This window comes from Streptomyces sp. NPDC001339, from assembly GCF_042895955.1.
Taxonomy (GTDB): domain Bacteria; phylum Actinomycetota; class Actinomycetes; order Streptomycetales; family Streptomycetaceae; genus Streptomyces.
The window spans coordinates 332,375-349,551 of sequence record NZ_JBIAWT010000007.1; the positions used below are offsets into that span (position 1 = coordinate 332,375).

At 73.0% G+C, this 17,177-nt stretch carries 13 protein-coding genes; 8 read left to right on the plus strand and 5 right to left on the minus strand.

From position 1 onward, the window contains the following. Positions 1-105 precede the first annotated feature (105 nt). The gene (locus ACFY12_RS22385) at positions 106-720 is read right to left on the minus strand and encodes a TetR/AcrR family transcriptional regulator (RefSeq protein WP_390717608.1); all 615 of its coding nucleotides are present in this window, start codon (positions 718-720) and stop codon (positions 106-108) included. Between the two features lie 387 nt (positions 721-1,107). Between ACFY12_RS22385 and ACFY12_RS22390 the strand changes: the two genes are divergently transcribed. The 3 genes from ACFY12_RS22390 to ACFY12_RS22400 all read left to right on the plus strand — a co-directional run bounded on the left by ACFY12_RS22390 (position 1,108) and on the right by ACFY12_RS22400 (position 3,380). Beyond that, on the plus strand, positions 1,108-1,593 hold the full coding sequence (locus ACFY12_RS22390) for an SAV_6107 family HEPN domain-containing protein (RefSeq protein ID WP_390717609.1): 486 nt from the start codon (positions 1,108-1,110) through the stop codon (positions 1,591-1,593). 362 nt (positions 1,594-1,955) lie between these two features. Beyond that, positions 1,956-2,711, plus strand: coding sequence for a methyltransferase (locus ACFY12_RS22395; protein ID WP_390717610.1), 756 nt, complete (start codon positions 1,956-1,958; stop codon positions 2,709-2,711). A gap of 258 nt (positions 2,712-2,969) precedes the next feature. After that, positions 2,970-3,380, plus strand: coding sequence for a DUF3040 domain-containing protein (locus ACFY12_RS22400; RefSeq protein ID WP_390717611.1), 411 nt, complete (start codon positions 2,970-2,972; stop codon positions 3,378-3,380). A 242-nt stretch (positions 3,381-3,622) separates the two neighbouring features. Here ACFY12_RS22400 and ACFY12_RS22405 read toward each other — a convergent pair whose 3' ends face one another. From ACFY12_RS22405 to ACFY12_RS22420, 4 genes are all read right to left on the minus strand, one after another. After that, positions 3,623-6,070 carry a transglutaminaseTgpA domain-containing protein gene (locus ACFY12_RS22405; protein ID WP_390717612.1) on the minus strand — a complete coding sequence of 816 codons (2,448 nt, stop codon included), beginning with the start codon at positions 6,068-6,070 and terminating at the stop codon, positions 3,623-3,625. Positions 6,071-6,315: 245 nt separating this feature from the next. Further along, a complete protein-coding gene (locus ACFY12_RS22410; RefSeq protein ID WP_390717613.1) occupies positions 6,316-7,758 on the minus strand; it encodes a DUF58 domain-containing protein in 1,443 nt (480 codons plus the stop codon). Further along, entirely contained in the window at positions 7,758-8,738 is a 981-nt protein-coding gene (locus ACFY12_RS22415; protein WP_390717614.1) for an AAA family ATPase, read from the minus strand. The genes ACFY12_RS22410 and ACFY12_RS22415 overlap by 1 nt, the downstream gene beginning before the upstream one ends. 424 nt (positions 8,739-9,162) lie before the next feature. Next, entirely contained in the window at positions 9,163-9,735 is a 573-nt protein-coding gene (locus tag ACFY12_RS22420) for a beta-class carbonic anhydrase (RefSeq protein WP_390717615.1), read from the minus strand. 459 nt (positions 9,736-10,194) lie between these two features. Between ACFY12_RS22420 and rsmH the strand changes: the two genes are divergently transcribed. From rsmH to murF, 5 genes are all read left to right on the plus strand, one after another. Next, positions 10,195-11,163, plus strand: coding sequence for a 16S rRNA (cytosine(1402)-N(4))-methyltransferase RsmH (gene rsmH / locus ACFY12_RS22425; protein WP_390717616.1), 969 nt, complete (start codon positions 10,195-10,197; stop codon positions 11,161-11,163). Next, a complete protein-coding gene (locus ACFY12_RS22430; RefSeq protein ID WP_390717617.1) occupies positions 11,160-11,849 on the plus strand; it encodes a septum formation initiator family protein in 690 nt (229 codons plus the stop codon). The genes rsmH and ACFY12_RS22430 overlap by 4 nt, the downstream gene beginning before the upstream one ends. 7 nt (positions 11,850-11,856) lie before the next feature. Continuing rightward, positions 11,857-13,866 carry a peptidoglycan D,D-transpeptidase FtsI family protein gene (locus tag ACFY12_RS22435; protein WP_390717618.1) on the plus strand — a complete coding sequence of 670 codons (2,010 nt, stop codon included), beginning with the start codon at positions 11,857-11,859 and terminating at the stop codon, positions 13,864-13,866. A gap of 18 nt (positions 13,867-13,884) precedes the next feature. Then, complete coding sequence (locus ACFY12_RS22440; RefSeq protein ID WP_390717619.1) at positions 13,885-15,645, plus strand: UDP-N-acetylmuramoyl-L-alanyl-D-glutamate--2,6-diaminopimelate ligase; 1,761 nt, start codon at positions 13,885-13,887, stop codon at positions 15,643-15,645. An 86-nt stretch (positions 15,646-15,731) separates the two neighbouring features. Further along, on the plus strand, positions 15,732-17,174 hold the full coding sequence (gene murF, locus ACFY12_RS22445) for a UDP-N-acetylmuramoyl-tripeptide--D-alanyl-D-alanine ligase (protein ID WP_390717620.1): 1,443 nt from the start codon (positions 15,732-15,734) through the stop codon (positions 17,172-17,174). The last annotated feature ends 3 nt before the right edge of the window (positions 17,175-17,177 follow it).

The following is a 17,177-nucleotide window of genomic DNA, read 5'->3' on the forward strand; positions in this document are numbered from 1 at the left end:
TTCCCTTTTGCGGCCCTTCTTTCTTCCGGCTTCTTTCCGGCTTCTTTTCGGCGCGGGGCCACGAGGGCCGTATCCGGTACCCGGTCCCAGCACCCGGTCCCGGCCCTATGCGGGATGGCCGCTGACCCGCCCCTGCAAGAGCCTCGACAGCGCTGCGTGCACCTCGTCGATCGACCGGTCCGGCTGGTACGACTGCCAGTCCAGGGCGGCCACCAGCACCATCCCGAAGAGCGCCGAGGCGGTCAGCGGGATGTCGATCTCCTCGCTCAGCTCCCCGTCGGCCACCGCCTCCCGCAGCACGCCTTCCACCACCGCGATGGCCCGTTCGCGCACCACCATCAGCGTCGACTGCCAGGCCCGGTTGGTGCGCCACAGCTCGGCGACGTACAGCTGGGTGAGCGCCGGGTAGCGGGAGATGAAGTCCAGGCCGGCCCGGATCATCGCGTCCAGCGCGTCGATCCGGCCGCCGCCGCGCGCGGTCACGTCCTCCGAGGCCGCCTCCAAGGAGGTCGCCAGCAGCTCGATGCCGTGCCGCAGCAACTCCTCGAAGAGAACGTTCTTGCTCGCGAAGTTGTAGTAGACGGTGCCCTTCGCGACGCCCGCCCGCTCGGCGATCTCGTCCACCGTGGTGGAGGAGAAGCCCTGTTCGGCGATGAGCGTGACCGCGGCCTCGAAGAGCTTGCGCCGGGTGGCGTCGCGGCGTGTAGTGGAGCTGTCCATGTGAGTGATTGTGCCGGTCCCCGCGGAGCTCGTGTTCACAGGCTCAGCTCAGGACGCGGATCCTTCATGTCCTTCGTGTCCTTTCCTCCATGTCCTTCATGCCCACCGCGTGATGAGGCGGCGCGACCCCTCCGCGGCGTAACTCGTCGGCGGACAAGGGGGGATGGCGGCGAAGAAGGGGGCTGATCGCCCCCGGTACGCCACCCAGTGCGTACGCACGTACCGTCCGCCGAGGTCAGCTGCCGTCCGCTTCTCCGCTTCTCTGCTTCTCCGCTTCCGGTGAAAGTGCAGGTCAGGGCCGATTGTCAGTGGCGTGCCCCACGATGGGGTCAACGGCCCGAATCAGCATTCGGTCCCGAACCGGCATGCGACGACAGGAGGTTCGTCATGGCAGCTCGTCCCCACCGGGGCAGCTCCGCTGCGTACGGTCCCCCGAGCGATGTCCACCCCGTCCTGCGCAGAGCGACCGCACCACGCGCCGCCCTCGATCTGCTGGCCCAGGCCCAGCAGGGGCTCGACGAAGCGCAGTCCCTCGAAACCCCCAACGAGCAGTTCGCCACGGCGCACCTGGCCGCGCTGCGCACCGCCGCCGCGGTCCTGGCCGTTCGCGGCCGGCCGGAGGTCACCGCACGCGGCCGACAGCGTATCCGCAGCGCCTGGGAGGTCCTCCCTGAGGTCGCTCCCGAACTCGCCGAGTGGAGCGCCCTGTTCGCCGCCGGCGCCGAACGCCGCGCCAGGGCCGAGGCCGGGATAGCCGGCGCGGCCACCCGCCGCGACGCCGACGATCTCCTGCGTGACGCCGCGATGTTCCTGCGCCTGGCGGAGCGCATGCTGCTCCTCCAGCCGTCCCTGCCGCCTCAGCGGGCGGGGTGATCGGGAGTCGCGAATGCGGAGATCCCGGCCCTGGGGCGGCTCGGTGGGCCTGGGGCTTGGGGGCTGAGGCACCGGGGCGCCGGAGCCGACCGGCGCGGGCGGCCTGGCGGGGGAGCGGGTGGTGGTGGAGGCAGTGGAGGAGGTAGTGGAGGAGGAGGTGTGGGGTGGGTGGGTTGGGGCGGGGCCCCGGGGGAGGGGGAAAGGAAAGGAGAGGAGTGCTCCGCCACGTGCCTCCGGAACGTTCCCCCGGACTTCTTTCCCTGGACCGTTCCCTGGGCCACTCCGCGATCGGCGGATGGCGTGGGACGGAATAGGGTGGTGGGCAACTGGATGTTCATGCCCCCGCCGAGGAGCCACCCGCCGTGTCTGACCTGCTGCGCCCGCGCGCATCCCTTCGTACCGCCGTGGTCTGGGAGGTCCTCAAGGACGCCCTGGAGCGCCGGGGTAAGGCGGCCGGGCGCGACGCCCTGGACGTTCTCGACACCGGCGGCGGCACCGGCAACTTCGCCGTGCCGGTCGCCCGCCTCGGCCATCGTGTCACCGTTGTCGACCCCAGCCCCAATGCTCTCTTCGCCCTGGAGCGCCGCGCCGCCGAGGCCGGCGTCGCCGACCGGGTACGCGGCGTCCAGGGCGACGCCCACGGCCTCTTCGACGTCGTCGAGCGCGGCGGCTATGACACCGTGCTCTGCCACGGTGTGCTGGAGTACGTCGACGACCCGGCCGAGGGCGTCCGTAACGCTGTCGACGCCCTGCGACCGGCCGGCACCCTCAGCCTGCTCGCCGCGGGTCTGGGCGGCGCCGTGCTGGCCCGTGCCCTCGCCGGCCACTTCACCGAGGCCCGCCGGGCCCTGACCGACCCCGACGGACGCTGGGGCGAGGGCGACCCGATGCCTCGCCGGTTCACCGCCGACCAGCTTACCGACCTGGTCTCCGCCACCGGCATGCAGGTCGGCTCGGTGCACGGCGTACGAGTCTTCGCCGACCTGGTTCCCGGCGTGCTGGTCGACACCGAGCCGGGCGCCATGGACGCGTTGCTGAAGCTGGAGGCCGCCGCCGCCGAGCAGCCCGCGTTCCACTCCGTCGCCACTCAGCTGCACGTTCTCGCCGAGCGCGACTGACCACGCGGCACCCCCGGCCCCCGCGTGCGGTCGGCCCCAGGCCACCCGATCAGCCGATTCTCCCCGTATGATCGGGGTACGACGTCCCGGCATGACGGACAGGCGGGTGGGGAATGCAGGCAGCATCACCACCGGCCGGCGCGGCGGCCTGGACAGTGAATTGGCGTCGAGGGGCGGGTTTCACGGGGGCGATTCGCTGCTTATCCTGAAAGGGTCGCATCCCGGTCGTCCCCCGCGACCGACGAGTAGGAGGACTCCGTGCCGCTCTCGGAGCACGAGCAGCGCATGCTCGAGCAAATGGAGCGAGCGCTGTACGCCGAAGATCCCAAGTTCGCGACAGCGCTTGAGGGAAGCGGGCTGCGTACGTACACCCGGCGACGGGTCTACCAAGCGGTCGCGGGCTTCCTGGTGGGTATCGCCCTGCTCATGGCCGGAATGGTCGCGCAGCAGATCTGGATCAGCGTGGTGGGCTTCCTCGTCATGCTCGGCTGCACCGTGCTGGCCGTCACCGGCTGGCGCAAGGCTCCCAAGGCTGGTGACCAGCGCGGTGGCGCGGGGCTCGGCGGTGGTGCGGGTGCGCAGGCACATCAGCCCAGGCAGCGCCGCTCGATGATGAACCGTATCGAGGACCGCTGGCAGCGCCGCCGGGATGAACAACAGGGCCACTGAGCCGGGCGTATTACGGCGTAGACGTCTCTACTCTCTCTACTCCCCACTCCCCGCCCCTATCCGTCGTCATCGCCCACCCTCGTCCTCGTCGTTATCTCTATCTCTCTGTCGTCGCTCTTCCGGCGTCGTCAGGATCGCTTCAATAGCTTGCGTGCTGCGGCCGCCCGACAGGATCGGGCGGCCGCAGCACGTGACGGCAGCACGTGACGCCGCAGCACGTCACAGGGGCAGGGCCGGGGGCCTCATGCCCGTTGCCGTCCCGGTCGGAGGGCTGAGGCGGCGCGGCGTATCGCGGCGACGGGGCGGCTTGCGCGGAAGCGGAGCAGCAGGCACGACCAGCGGGCGGACCAGGACCGGCGGAGGCGGGCGGCGGAGCGTGGGGCGAGCGCGGCGCGCAGGCGCAGGGCACGGGGCGCGCCGGAGCGCAAGCCTGCACGCACCTGGCGGACGTCCCGGGTGAGGCCCGGTACCGGCCGGGGCCGCGGGGCGTACAAGACCTGCTCGACCGCCGCCGCGAGGCGATGTGCCGCGGCGGCGGGGCCGGGTTGCAGTTGGCCGATGCGAATGATCCGCTCGACGGCCTTGCGCGGGGTCAGCGACTCGTCCGGCACGATGCCGAAGTCCCAGGCAGTGTCGATCAGCTCCTGCCAGGCGGCGAGAGTGCCCGCCGTGGCGTCGCCGCCCGTGGCGCCGTCCGCCAGCCGCCGGGAGCGTACGCGCAGCCGCCACAGCGACGGGAACACGGGCAGCAGCAGGATCAGCAGCGCGGCCGCGGCGAGGGCGGCCACCGCCCAGGGGGACGGGCCGCCGTCCGTGGGATGACCGGCGGACTCCACCGGGAGCGGTATACAGGCAGTCGACGTGCCGGAGCGCTGCTCACCAGGGCCGCAGGAGGGGGTCGCCGACGGGCTGTCCTCAGGGGCCTCGGCGCGGGAGGGAGCGGGCGCCGGGCGGTGGGGACCGGTCGTGCCGGAGGTGTCGGGGTAGGCGTAGTCCGGGACACTGCCCCGGCTCGGAGTGGGCTCGAAACGCGTCCAGCCGACGCCCTGGAAGTACAGCTCGGGCCACGCATGCGCGTCCCTGAGGCCGACCGACGTCGAGCCGTCGGGCTGCGTGGTGCCCGGGGTGAAGCCGACCGCGACCCGGGCGGGTATCCCCAGGGTCCGGGCCATCGCCGCCATCGAGAACGAGAAGTGGACGCAGAAGCCTTCCTTGTCCCGGAGGAACCGGCCGATGGCCTCGGCACCGCTGCCGGCCTCGACCTCGGTGTCGTAGCGGAACCCGCCGTCGAGCGCGAACCAGTCCTGGAGCTTGACGGCCTTGGCGTACGCGGTCGGCGCGCCGTGGGTCACCTCGCGGGCGGTGGTCCGTACGACCACGGGCAGCGAGTCCGGGACCTTGGTGTACTCGCGCAGCAGGTCCGCGGGCGGCGCCGGGGCACCGGCCAGCTGCCGGGCGGTGGGCCGCACCTGCAGGCTCTCGACCTGGTACTGGAGCCCACGGGTGTTCTGCCCCCGGTCGCCGACGAGTGTGCGTCCCTGGGGCTCGTAGCGCCAGCGGCCGGTGATCTCCACCCGGGACGCCGGGTAGGGGAGCGGCAGCCAGTTCTGCGCGTACCACGGTGCGGTCGAGAGGGAGGTGGTGATCCGGTCGCGGTTGACCGCGGAGCTCAGGCCGGTCGGTTCCGGGAGCTGCTCGGGGACGTCGACGACCGTGCGCTCGGACGGTTTCCACGACGCGCCGTCGAACTGGTCGAGGGCGACGATCCGCAGGTACATGTCGCGGGTGTCGGTGGCTGTGGTGCGGTAGTTGAGGACCTGTCTGTCCTCGGGCTGGTTGAGGCTGTCCTGTAGCGACACCAGCGGGTTCACCGCGGAGATCGTGCCGCCCCCGCTTCCCGGGCCGCGGCCGCCGACGGAGCCGCCGATCAGTCCGGCGCCCAGGGAGGGCAGCACGGCGGGCACCGCCACCGCGATGCCGAGCACCAGGGCACCGATCCGGCGGCCCGTACGGACCGGGGCGAGCGCCGGCCCAGCGGACCCGGTGGTTCCGGCGGTTCCGGTGGCGAAGCCCGGGCCGCCGCCCGGCCGGCCGGTGCCACCGAACACCCGGCCCCACTGGGAGAGCCGGTCCCGGCCCTCGGCCAGCAGGAGCAGCAGGTAGCCGGCCGCCGCGACCAGGAACCACACCCAGCCCGCGCCGCCCCGGGAGAGCCCCGCCGCCACCGAGTAGAGCGCGAGCAGCGGCAGCCCGGCGGGCGCGGCGCTGCGATACGTGACCGCCAGTGCGTCCACGATCAGGCCGATGACCAGGACGCCCGCGACCAGCAGCAGCCGGATACCCGGGGTGACCGGGGCGGGGGTGGCGTAGCGGCCGACGTCCCGGACACCGTCCTGGAGCAGCCGGCCGAACTCCGCCACCGCGTCCGGGCCCGGCACCAGGCCGAGGATCGCCTCGGCCGGGGTGAAGAGCACGGTCAGCAGCAGGATGGCGGCCAGGACCTGGGCGGCGATGGTGAGCGGCCCGGCGAGCGGGGCCCGGCGGGCCAGTGCCCCCACTCCGGTGAGGAGCGCGAGCAGGGCCGCCGCCTCGAAGATCCAGGTGATCGGGTTCACCAGCGGCAGCAGCGCACTGGCGGCACACAGGGTGGCCGCCATCGCGCACAGTGCCAGCCGCGCCCGGCCACTCATGCCCAAACCTCGCTCCGCTCGGCCCCGCATTCGCGGCGCACGCACCTTCTGACGGTTCGCTCGCTGTGCTCGTTCACGGCGAATCCTCGCTCCGCTCGGCCCCGCATTCGCGGCGCACGCACCTTCCGGCGGCTCGCTCGCTGTGCTCGCTCACGGCGAAACCTCGCTCCGCCTGGAGTCGTTCCGGTACGCCGCGTCCCTGTACGTCTCGCGGATGCCCACCACGCCCACGCTCCCGCTCACCTTCATGACCGCCCCCAGGCCATCCGCTCCGGGGCGGCGCCCGGACTCCCGCTCGTGTCAGTCGCCTCTGCCACTTCTGCTGCCTCCGCCGCCCGCTCGGCCGTGGCACCCGGGCGGTCCGCCGCCGCCCGCCACAGGTCGGCGAGGGCATCGCCGGGCCGCACCGGCAGGGCCGTCCAGCCCGCTCCGCGCAGCAGCCGCAGCCGCTCTGCCATCGGGACCTGCCCGGTGGAGAGTCCGATGCCGCCGGGGCCCCGGCTCCAGGCGTCGCCGTCCAGGACGAAGGCGATCGCCGCGCCAGAACGCCGGCGCATCCGGCCGGCGACCGCGGCCTGCTCCTCGTCCAGATCGCCGAAGAAGGCCACCAGCAGCCCCCCGCCGCTGCCGCTGCCGCGCAGCACATCGTGCGCGGCCGAGAGTCCGCCCTCCGCCGAGTGCTCCACGACGGCGAGCGTGTCCAGCACCAGACCCACGGCGTCGGCGGACTTCGTGCCGCCCGCGAAGCCGCCGGTGACGTCCGGGCCGGGCACGGTGTCGCCGGTGTCGGTCAGCAGCCGCACCGACAGGCCCCGCTCCAGCAGGTGCACCATGGCGGAGGCGGCGGCCGACACCGCCCATTCGAAGGCCGAGTCGGGGCCGCTTCCGGGATGGGCGGTCTCGCGGGTGTCGAGCAGGACCGTGCAGCGGGCCTGCTGCGGCTGCTCCTCGCGGCGGACCATCAGTTCGCCGTGGCGCGCCGTGGACCGCCAGTGGATCCGGCGCAGATCGTCGCCGTGCCGGTAGCCGCGCGGGATGACGTCGTCGTCTCCGGCCAGAGCCGAAGAGTGCCGCCGTCCCTCGCCGTACCCGGTGGCCTCGCCTCCCGGGCGGACCGCCGGGAGCGGCTCGAGCCGGGGCACCACCGTCAGGGTGTCGAAGGCGCTGAAGGAGCGGGTCAGCCGGCACATGCCGAACGGGTCGGACAGCCGCAGCTGGAGCGGTCCCAGCGGATAGCGGCCGCGCAGGTCGGAGCGGACGCGGTAGGAGACTTCGCGGTGGCCGCCGGCCTCGACCCGGTCCAGGACGAAGCGCGGCCGGGGCCCGAGGACGTACGGCACCCGGTCCTGGAGCATCAGCACGCCGGTGGGCAGCCGGGAGACGTTCTCCACCCGCAGCCGGACCCGGGACTCGGCGCCCACGGGCACCCGGGCGGGGGAGAGCGTACGGCTGCCCGCGATGCGGTAGCGGGTGCGGTGCAGGACCAGGACGCACACCAGCGGCAGCGCGGCGAGCAGCAATCCGACCCGCAGCAGATCCGGCTGCCCGAGGAGGTACGAGCACGCCGCGGCCGCCGTCCCGGCCGCCAGGAACGATCGGCCCCGCGTCGTGAGCCCCTCGAAGGCCGCCCGCAGCCCGCCCCGCTGCGGCGTGCCCTCGTCCTCCCCGGTCATCCCCCCGCCGGTCATCACCGCTCCCGGACGCCGGGTGTCCGCCACGGCTGCGCGGACGGGTCGGGGACCGGGACGCGCCGCAGGATCTCCAGCACGATCTGCTCGGCCGGACGGCGGTTCAACTGGGCTTGGGCGGTGGGCAGCAGACGGTGCGCGAGCACGGCCACCGCCAGCGCCTGCACATCGTCCGGCAGCGCGTACTCCCGCCCTTGGAGCGCGGCGGACGCCTTGGCGGCGCGCAGCAGATGCAGGCTCGCCCGCGGTGAGGCGCCCAGTCGCAGTTCGGGGTGGCCGCGGGTGGCCGCCACCAGGTCGACGGCGTAGCGGCGCACCGCTTCGGCGACATGGATCTCGCGCACCACGTCGATCAGTTTCACGATCTCGTGTGCGTGCGCCACCGGCTGGAGGTCGTCGAGGGGTGAGGCGCCGCCGTGCACGTCCAGCATCCGCAGCTCGGCCGCCGGGCTGGGGTAGCCGATCGACACCCGCGCCATGAAGCGGTCCCGCTGTGCCTCGGGGAGCGGATAGGTGCCCTCCATCTCCACCGGGTTCTGGGTGGCGACGACCATGAAGGGGCTGGGCAGTTCGTAGGTCTGCCCGTCCATCGTGACCTGACGCTCCTCCATGGACTCCAGGAGCGCGGACTGGGTCTTGGGCGAGGCGCGGTTGATCTCGTCGCCGATGACGATCTGGGAGAAGATCGCGCCGGGCTTGAACTCGAAGTCCCGCCGCTGCTGGTCGAAGACGCTGACACCGGTGATGTCGGAGGGCAGCAGGTCGGGCGTGAACTGGATGCGCCGCACCGAGCAGTCGATGGAGCGGGCCAGTGCCTTGGCGAGCATGGTCTTGCCGACGCCGGGCACGTCCTCTATGAGCAGATGGCCCTCGGCCAGCAGGACGGTCAGCGCGAGCCGGACGACCTCCGGCTTGCCCTCGATCACGCTCTCCACCGACCGGTGCACCCGCTCCGCGGTGGTGATCAGATCTCCCGCCACGCTCGGCCTCTCCCCCACGCTCAGCCTTTCCCTCACGCTCGGTTTCTCCCCCACGCCCGGCTTGTCCCGCGCCGGGGGACCTCCAAGGCCGGTTCGTTCGTCACACGTCGTCACTCGGCCCTCCTCGGCTCCGTACCACGGACCGACGCCCCCCTGGCCCCGGCTCCCCGACAGCGCGCCGCGCCCGGCCTCGGTCGGGACGACGTCACCTACGCATTCTTGCTGCCCGCGCCGCTTCGCGTCATGGCCTGTGGATAACTCGCCACGTTATGCGCCGATCTTGTCGGTGACCTTGTCGGCGATCTTGTCGTCGGTCTCATCGGCGGTCTTGTCGTCGGTCTCATCGGCGCGGCCGGTGTCCCGGACCGCTCCGGAACACCGGCCGCGACGGCTACGCAGGTCGGACTGCGGGTCAGGCCACAGGTCAGGGCCGCGGGGCGATCTCCCGCAGCAGGCCTGTCCGGACGTCGAAGACAAAGCCGCGGACGTCGTCGGTGTGCAGCAGGAAGGGCGAGGTGCGCACCCGCTGCATGGACTGCCGGACGTCTTCGTCGAGGTCCTTGAACGCCTCGACGGCCCAGGTGGGGCGCTGGCCCACCTCTGCCGCGATCTCGTGGCGGAAGTCCTCGGTGAGGTTGAGCAGACCGCAGCCGGTGTGGTGGATGAGGACGACCGAGCGGGTGCCGAGTGCGCGCTGGCTGATCGTCAGGGAACGGATGATGTCGTCGGTGACCACACCCCCGGCATTGCGGATGGTGTGGCAGTCGCCGAGCTCGAGACCGAGGGCGGCGTGCAGGTCGAGGCGGGCGTCCATACAGGCCACGACGGCGACCTTGAGGATGGGCCGGGCGTCCATTCCGGGGTCTTCGAAGGCGGCGGCGTACCGCCGGTTCGCCTCGACGAGGCCGTCGGTGACGGTGGTGCCGGTACCGTCACCGGCACGGACGGCGGCGCTGTCGGCGGACGGCGGGAGCGGCTGCGACGCAGGTATGGGCATGTGTTCACGGTAATCGCCCTGTCCTGATTCAGCCGGGTGTGACGCCGGGCATAGGGGGCTGTGAGGCCGGGCATAGGGGGGGCAAGGAGGGGGACGAGATCACTCCTTGTGAGGTAATCCACAGGGCGGTGCGGGCCCCACCGTCCGGGTGAGAAGCCCGTCGGAACGCCGGTCGGAAAGCCGTCCGGGGACGCGCGCGACCGGTTGATTGACCGGGGCAGCCGGTCGACTAAAGTGGCGCGAAGTGGGAGGCGTGACGCTCTCCTTGGATACCGAATTCCTCGCGTGCGCGAAGCGCACGTACGGCTCGGCCTCCTCCCGCTCCCTCGGGTCTCCGACGTCACTTCCCCGTCGCCGGAGGGCCACTTCCCCTTCAGAGCGGGCGGGGACCAAGCGGTACGTGCGGCGCCTCCCAGCCGGCGGCCGGGGACCCACCTGCCGCCCACCATCGGAAGGCGCATGAGCAGCAACACTCGCCACGTACCCGTCATGCTCCAGCAGTGCCTGGACATGCTCGCCCCCGCGCTCACCGAGCCCGGTGCGGTCGTCGTCGACTGCACGCTCGGCCTCGGGGGGCACAGCGAGGCGCTGCTCGCCGCGTTTCCGTCGGTCCGGCTGATCGCGCTCGACCGCGACCCGGCCGCCCTGAAGCTCGCGGGCGAGCGGCTCGCCCCCTACGGTGACCGCGCCACCCTGGTGCACGCCGTCTACGACGAGCTCCCCGAGGTCCTCGCCCGGCTGGGGATCCCGCACGTCCAGGGCGTGCTGTTCGACCTAGGTGTCTCCTCCATGCAGCTGGACGAGGCCGACCGCGGTTTCGCGTACGCCCAGGACGCCCCCCTGGACATGCGGATGGACCAGACGACCGGCGTCAGCGCCGCCGAGGTCCTCAACACCTACCCGCCCGGTGAGCTGGTGCGGATCCTGCGCTCCTACGGAGAGGAGAAGCAGGCCAAGCGGATCGTCGGGGCCATCGTCCGGGAGCGTGCCAAGGAGCCGTTCACGAACAGCGCGCGCCTCGTCGAGCTGATCCGGGACGCGCTTCCGCAGGCCGCCAAGCGCACCGGCGGCAACCCCGCCAAGCGCACGTTCCAGGCGCTGCGCATCGAGGTCAACGGGGAGCTGGCGTGCGTGGAGCGCGCCATTCCGGCCGCCGTCGACGCGCTGGCGGTGGGCGGCCGGATCGCCGTGCTCGCGTACCACTCGCTGGAGGACCGCCTGGTCAAGCAGGTCTTCACGGCCGGTGCGAGCAGTACGGCACCGCCCGGGCTGCCGGTCGTGCCCGAGCGCTACCAGCCCCGCCTCCGGCTGCTGACCCGTGGCGCCGAGCTTCCCACGGAGGAGGAGATCGCCGAGAACCGCCGGGCCGCCCCCGCCCGGCTGCGCGGCGCGGAGCGCATCCGCGAGAACGTCCAGGACACCGTATGAGAGGCCAGGGGCGGCCACGCGGCAGGCAGAGACGGCTCTCCGGGCTGTTTCCCTCCTCGGCCGCCCCCGGCACCGCGGCGCGCACCCCCTTCGTACTGCTCGTCGTCGTGCTGCTCGGCTCCGGGCTGATCTCGCTGCTGCTGCTCAACTCCGCCCTCAACCAAGGGTCGTTCGAGCTCAGCGAGCTGGAGCGGAAGACCACCGAGCTGCGGGACGAACAGCAGGCGCTGCAACAGGAGGTGGACGCCTCCTCCGCACCGGGTGCGCTGGAGCGGCGCGCCCGCGAGCTGGGGATGGTCCCCGGTGGCGCCCCGGTGTTCCTGCTCCCCGACGGGCGGGTGCTCGGCAAGCCGGGCGTGGCCACCTCCCAGGGGGCGCGGCTGAGCACCTCGGCCGAGTCGGCCGCGCACGCCCTCCCCGACGTGTCGGCGCTGACGGTGCTGACCTCTCCCGTCGGCCCGCCCGCCGTGCCTGCCGTCCCCGTCGTGTCCGCCGTGCCCGCCCCGTCCGCCGCCCCGCCGGTCGCCGCACCGTCCGTTCACCCGCCGGTCCCGGCCTGGTCGGCCGCGCTGGGCCCGGGGAACGCACCCGCCGGGGGCGCGAAGAAGAAGAGCCGCGCCGCCCGCCCGTCCGCCCCCGCTCCCCGCTCAGCGCCCGCCCCCTCCCCGACGACCTCCAGCAGGTGACCGCGGCATGACCGAGCCCAGGGAACCCCGCCGGGTACCGCGTCCCGCCCAGCGCGGCGCCCGGGCCCCGCAGCGCACCGGCCGGCCCGCCGCCGCCAAGCGGCCCGCGCCGAAGCGGGGCCCCGCCCGGCCCGCCGCCCGGCGCCCCGCCCAGGGCCAGGGCCGCCCCCGCTCCGGTACCCGGCCGCTCCGGCTCGCCAGCCCGCGCCCCCGGCTGCGGCTGGTCGCCCTCGGGCTGACGGTGGTGATGCTCGCCTTCGTCGTCCGGCTCTTCCAGGTCCAGGCCGTGGACGCCGGGGCGTACGCCGCCAAGGCCAATGAGAACCGCTATGTCCCGGTCAAGCTGGCCGCCGAGCGCGGTGCGATCACCGACCGCAACGGCGTGAACCTGGCCACTACCGTGGACGCGTACGACATCACCGCCGACCCGAGCCTGCTGGCGCCCGACAAGATCAAGACCGGTGACGCCCCGCGGCGGGCCGCCGAGCTGCTGGCGCCGGTCCTCGACGTGGACCGGGCCACCCTCGCCAAGAAGCTCGACCAGCCCTCATCGCGCTACGTCCTGCTCGCCCGGCAGCAGAGCCCGCAGGTGTGGAAGCGGATCAAAGACCTCCGCAAGACCCTCGACGCCAAGGCGGCCGCCGCCCCCAAGAGCGCGCCCCGCCCCAACGTCCTGGTCGGGATCTTCGCCGACAAACACCGCAAACGCCTCTATCCCGGCAAGAACCTCGCCTCCGGCGTCCTCGGCTTCGTCGACGGAGAGGGCAAGGGGCTCGGCGGCCTGGAGGGGAAGCTCGACACGCGGCTGGCGGGAGAGGACGGCAAGCTCGTCTACGCCCAGTCCGGCGGCCGGCGGGTCCCCACCGCCGACACCCAGGTACACCCCGCGGTCCCCGGTACGGACGTCGAGCTGACCCTCGACCGCGACATCCAGTGGGCGGCCCAGAAGGCCATCACCCAGCAGGTCGCCGCCTCCGGGGCTGACCGCGGCTATGTCGTCGTCCAGGACACCCGCACCGGGGAGATCCTGGCGCTGGCCAACTCCCCGGCGTTCGACCCCAACGACATCTCCCGGGCCGACCCGGAGTCGCTCGGCAACCCCGCGCTGTCCGACGCGTTCGAGCCGGGGTCCACCAGCAAGCTGATGTCCATGGCCGCGGTCCTGGAGGAGGGCGTCGCCACCCCGCTCACCCGGGTCACCGTGCCCAACCGGCTGCACCGCGGAGACCGGCTCTTCGCCGACGACGTGGACCACAAGACCTGGCACCTCACCCTCAACGGCGTGCTCGCCAAGTCCAGCAACATCGGCACGATCCTCGCCACCGGCCAGCTCGGCCGCACCCAGGCCGAGGCGAACCAGGTCCTCTACTCCTACCTGCGCAAATTCGGCATCGGAAAGCCGACCGGACTGGGCTTCCCGGGCGAGACCGCCGGCATCCTGGCCAAGCCGGAGAAGTGGAACACCTCGCAGCAGTACACCATCCCGTTCGGCCAGGGGCTGTCCCTCAACGCCGTCCAGGCCGCCTCCGTCTACTCCACGATCGCCAACGGCGGCGAGCGCATCGCCCCCACCCTGGTCCGCGGCACCACCGGGCCCGACGGCCACTACGAACCGGCGCCCCGCCCCGACCGGACCCGCGTGGTCGGCGAGGAGACCGCGCGCACGCTGGCCGCCATGCTGGAGTCGGTGGTCGACGACGAGGAAGGCACCGGCACCAAGGCGAAGATCGACGGCTACCGGGTCGGCGGCAAGACCGGCACCTCCAACCGGGTGGACCCCAGGACCGGCCGCTACCACGGCTACACCGCCTCCTTCGCCGGGTTCGCGCCCGCCGACAAGCCCCGGATCACGGTCTACTGCGCCGTCCAGAACCCCACCCGGGGCAGCTACTTCGGCGGCCAGGTCTGCGGCCCGATCTACCAGCAGGTCATGGCGTTCGCGCTGAAATCCCTCCAGGTACCGCCGACCGGTGCCAAGCCCCCGCGACTGCCGGTCACCTTCACGCCAGGCCAATGAAATCGAGGCAATTCCGCCGTGACGACCATCACCTCCGACGGCCCCCCGGAGCCGCTCGACCGCACCTTCAACCGGCCCTCACTTCGCCCCGGGGCCGATCGGCCCGGTACGCTCACCGCCGTGTCACGCTCTGATCAGTCCCCGAAAACCCAGCACGCTGAGCGAGGTGGCCCCGGCGCATACCCCGGAGCTCCGCGCCCCGAGCAGGTCCGTCCCACCCCCCTGGCGGACCTCGCCGAGCAGCTGGGGATCCCGGCCCCCGCGGCGCCCCACGCGGAGGTCTCCGTCACCGGCATCACCCACGACTCCCGGGCGGTCCGCCCAGGTGACGTCTATGCCGCGCTGCCCGGAGCCCGTCTGCACGGTGCCGACTTCGTCGCCCAGGCCGCCGACCTCGGCGCCGCGGCGGTGCTGACCGACCCGGCGGGCGCCGAGCGCGCCGCTGCGACCGGTCTGCCGGTCCTGGCCGTCGAGAACCCGCGGGCCCGGATGGGCGCCCTGGCCGTCTCGATCTACGGGGCCCCGGGCGAGGACCTGCTCCAGATCGGCATCACCGGCACTTCGGGCAAGACCACCACCGCGTACTTGATCGAGGGAGGACTGCGGGCCGCGGCGGCGCAGCGCCCCGACGGGGGACTCACCGGCCTGATCGGCACGGTCGAGACCCGGATCGGCGACGAGCGCATCAAGTCCGAGCGGACCACCCCCGAGGCCACCGACCTGCAGGCGCTCTTCGCGGTGATGCGTGAGCGCGGCGTCCGCGCCCTCGCCATGGAGGTCTCCAGCCACGCCCTGGTCCTGGGCCGGGTCGACGGCTGCGTCTTCGACGTGGCGATCTTCAACAACCTCAGCCCGGAGCACATGGAGTTCCACTCCGGCATGGAGGACTACTTCCAGGCCAAGGCCCAGCTGTTCACCAAGGCCCGCAGCCGGGCCGGCGTGGTCAACTTCGACGACGAGTACGGCAGGCGGCTGGCCGCCGGCGAGTCCGAGGTCCCGGTCACCGCCTTCTCCGCCGAGGGCCACCCGGACGCCGACTGGCGCGCCGCCGACGTCGAGGTCGGCGCGCTCGGCTCGACCTTCACCGTGCACGGCCCGGAGGGACAGACGCTGCGCGCCGCGTCCCCGATCGCCGGCCCGTTCAACGTCGCCAACGCGCTCGCCGCGATCGTCTCGCTGGTCGTCGCCGGAGTCGACCCGCAGACCGCCGCCGACGGCGTGGCCGCGGTGCCCGGCGTGCCCGGCCGCCTGGAGCGCGTCGACGCCGGCCAGCCGTACCTGGCGGTGGTCGACTACGCCCACAAGACCGACGCCGTCGAATCGGTCCTGCGCGCCCTGCGCAAGGTCACCGACGGCAAGCTGCACGCCGTGCTCGGCTGCGGCGGCGACCGCGACCCGCACAAGCGCGCCCCCATGGGTGCCGCGGTCGCCCGCCTCGCCGACACCGCCATCCTGACCTCCGACAACCCCCGCAACGAGGACCCGCTCGCGATCCTCGCCACGATGCTGGCGGGCGCCGCGGAGGTGCCGGTCCACGAACGCGGCACGGTGCTGGTCGAGGAGGAGCGGGCCGTCGCCATCGCCGCGGCCGTCGCCCGCGCCGAGCCCGGCGACACCGTGATCGTCGCGGGCAAGGGCCATGAGCAGGGCCAGGACATCGCCGGAGTGGTCCGCCCCTTCGACGACCGCCAGGTGCTGCGCGACGCCATCGAGGACTCGCTGCGGGCGCCGCAGCCGCAGTCGTCGCAGGCGTCAGCGCAGCCGAACCACCAGGGATGACACACCGCCATGCGCGCACAATCCTTCCGCCACCGCCCGCCAGTGGAAGCCCTTCGGGCCCTGCATCCCCTCCTCGGGGGTGACCTGTGATCTCCCTTTCCCTCGCCGAGATCGCGAGCATCGTCGGCGGGCAGCAGCACGACATACCGGATGCCGGCCGCCAGGTCACCGGACCGGTCGTCACGGACTCCCGGGCGGTACGCCCCGGTGGCCTGTTCGTGGCCTTCGCCGGGGAACGCGTCGACGGCCATGACTTCGCACCGGGTGCCGTCGAGGCGGGCGCGGTGGCCGTACTGGCCGCCCGCCCCGTCGGCGTCCCCGCGATCGTGGTCGACGACGTCACCGCCGCGCTCGGCGCACTCGCCCGCGCCGTCGTCGAGCGGCTGGGCACCACCGTCGTCGGCCTGACCGGCTCGGCCGGGAAGACCAGCACCAAGGACCTGATCGCGCAGCTGCTGCAGCGGCACGGCCCGACCGTCTGGCCGGAGGGCAACCTCAACAACCAGATCGGGCTGCCGCTGACCGCGCTGCGTGCCGACACGACCACCCGGCACCTGGTGCTGGAGATGGGCGCCCGCGGTGTCGGCCACATCCGCTACCTCGCCGAGCTGACCCCGCCGCGGATCGGCGTGGTGCTCAACGTCGGCACCGCGCACCTCGGCGAGTTCGGCGGTCGCGAGCAGATTGCCGAGGCAAAGGGCGAACTCGTCGAGTCGCTGCCCCCGGCCGAGGACGGGGGAGTGGCCGTACTCAACGCCGACGACCCGTACGTCCGCGCCATGGCCGCCCGGACGAAGGCCCGTACGGTCCTGTTCGGCGAGGCCGCGGACGCCGACGTACGTGCCGGGAATGTCCGGCTCACGGAGCGCGGACAGCCCGCCTTCACGCTTCACACACCCTCCGGGTGCGGTGATGTGACCATGCGGCTGTACGGTGAGCACCACGTGTCGAACGCGCTCGCCGCGGCCGCCGTCGCCCATGAGCTGGGCATGCCCGTGGACGAGATCGCCACCGCGCTCTCCGAAGCCGGCACGCTCTCCCGCTGGCGGATGGAGGTCACCGAGCGCGCGGACGGTGTGACGGTCGTCAACGACGCCTACAACGCGAACCCCGAGTCCATGCGAGCGGCGCTGCGCGCGCTGGTCGCCATGGGCGCCGCCGGCAAGGCGGGGGGCGGCCGTACGTGGGCGGTGCTCGGTGAGATGGCCGAGCTCGGCGAGGAGTCACTCGCCGAACACGACGCGGTCGGACGACTGGTCGTCCGGCTCAACGTCAGCAAGCTCGTGGCGGTCGGCGGCAGGGAAGCGGCCTGGCTCGACATGGGCGCCAAGAACGAGGGTTCGTGGGGTGAGGAGTCGGTGCACGTGTCCGACACACGGGCGGCGGTCGACCTGTTGCGCAGCGAGCTGCGGCCGGGAGACGTCGTGCTGGTGAAGGCGTCCAGGTCGGTGGGGCTGGAGCGGGTCGCCGCGGCATTGCTGGACGACGGGGGCCCGATGGGCGCTGAGGGCGGAGCCGCGTCCCGATGAACT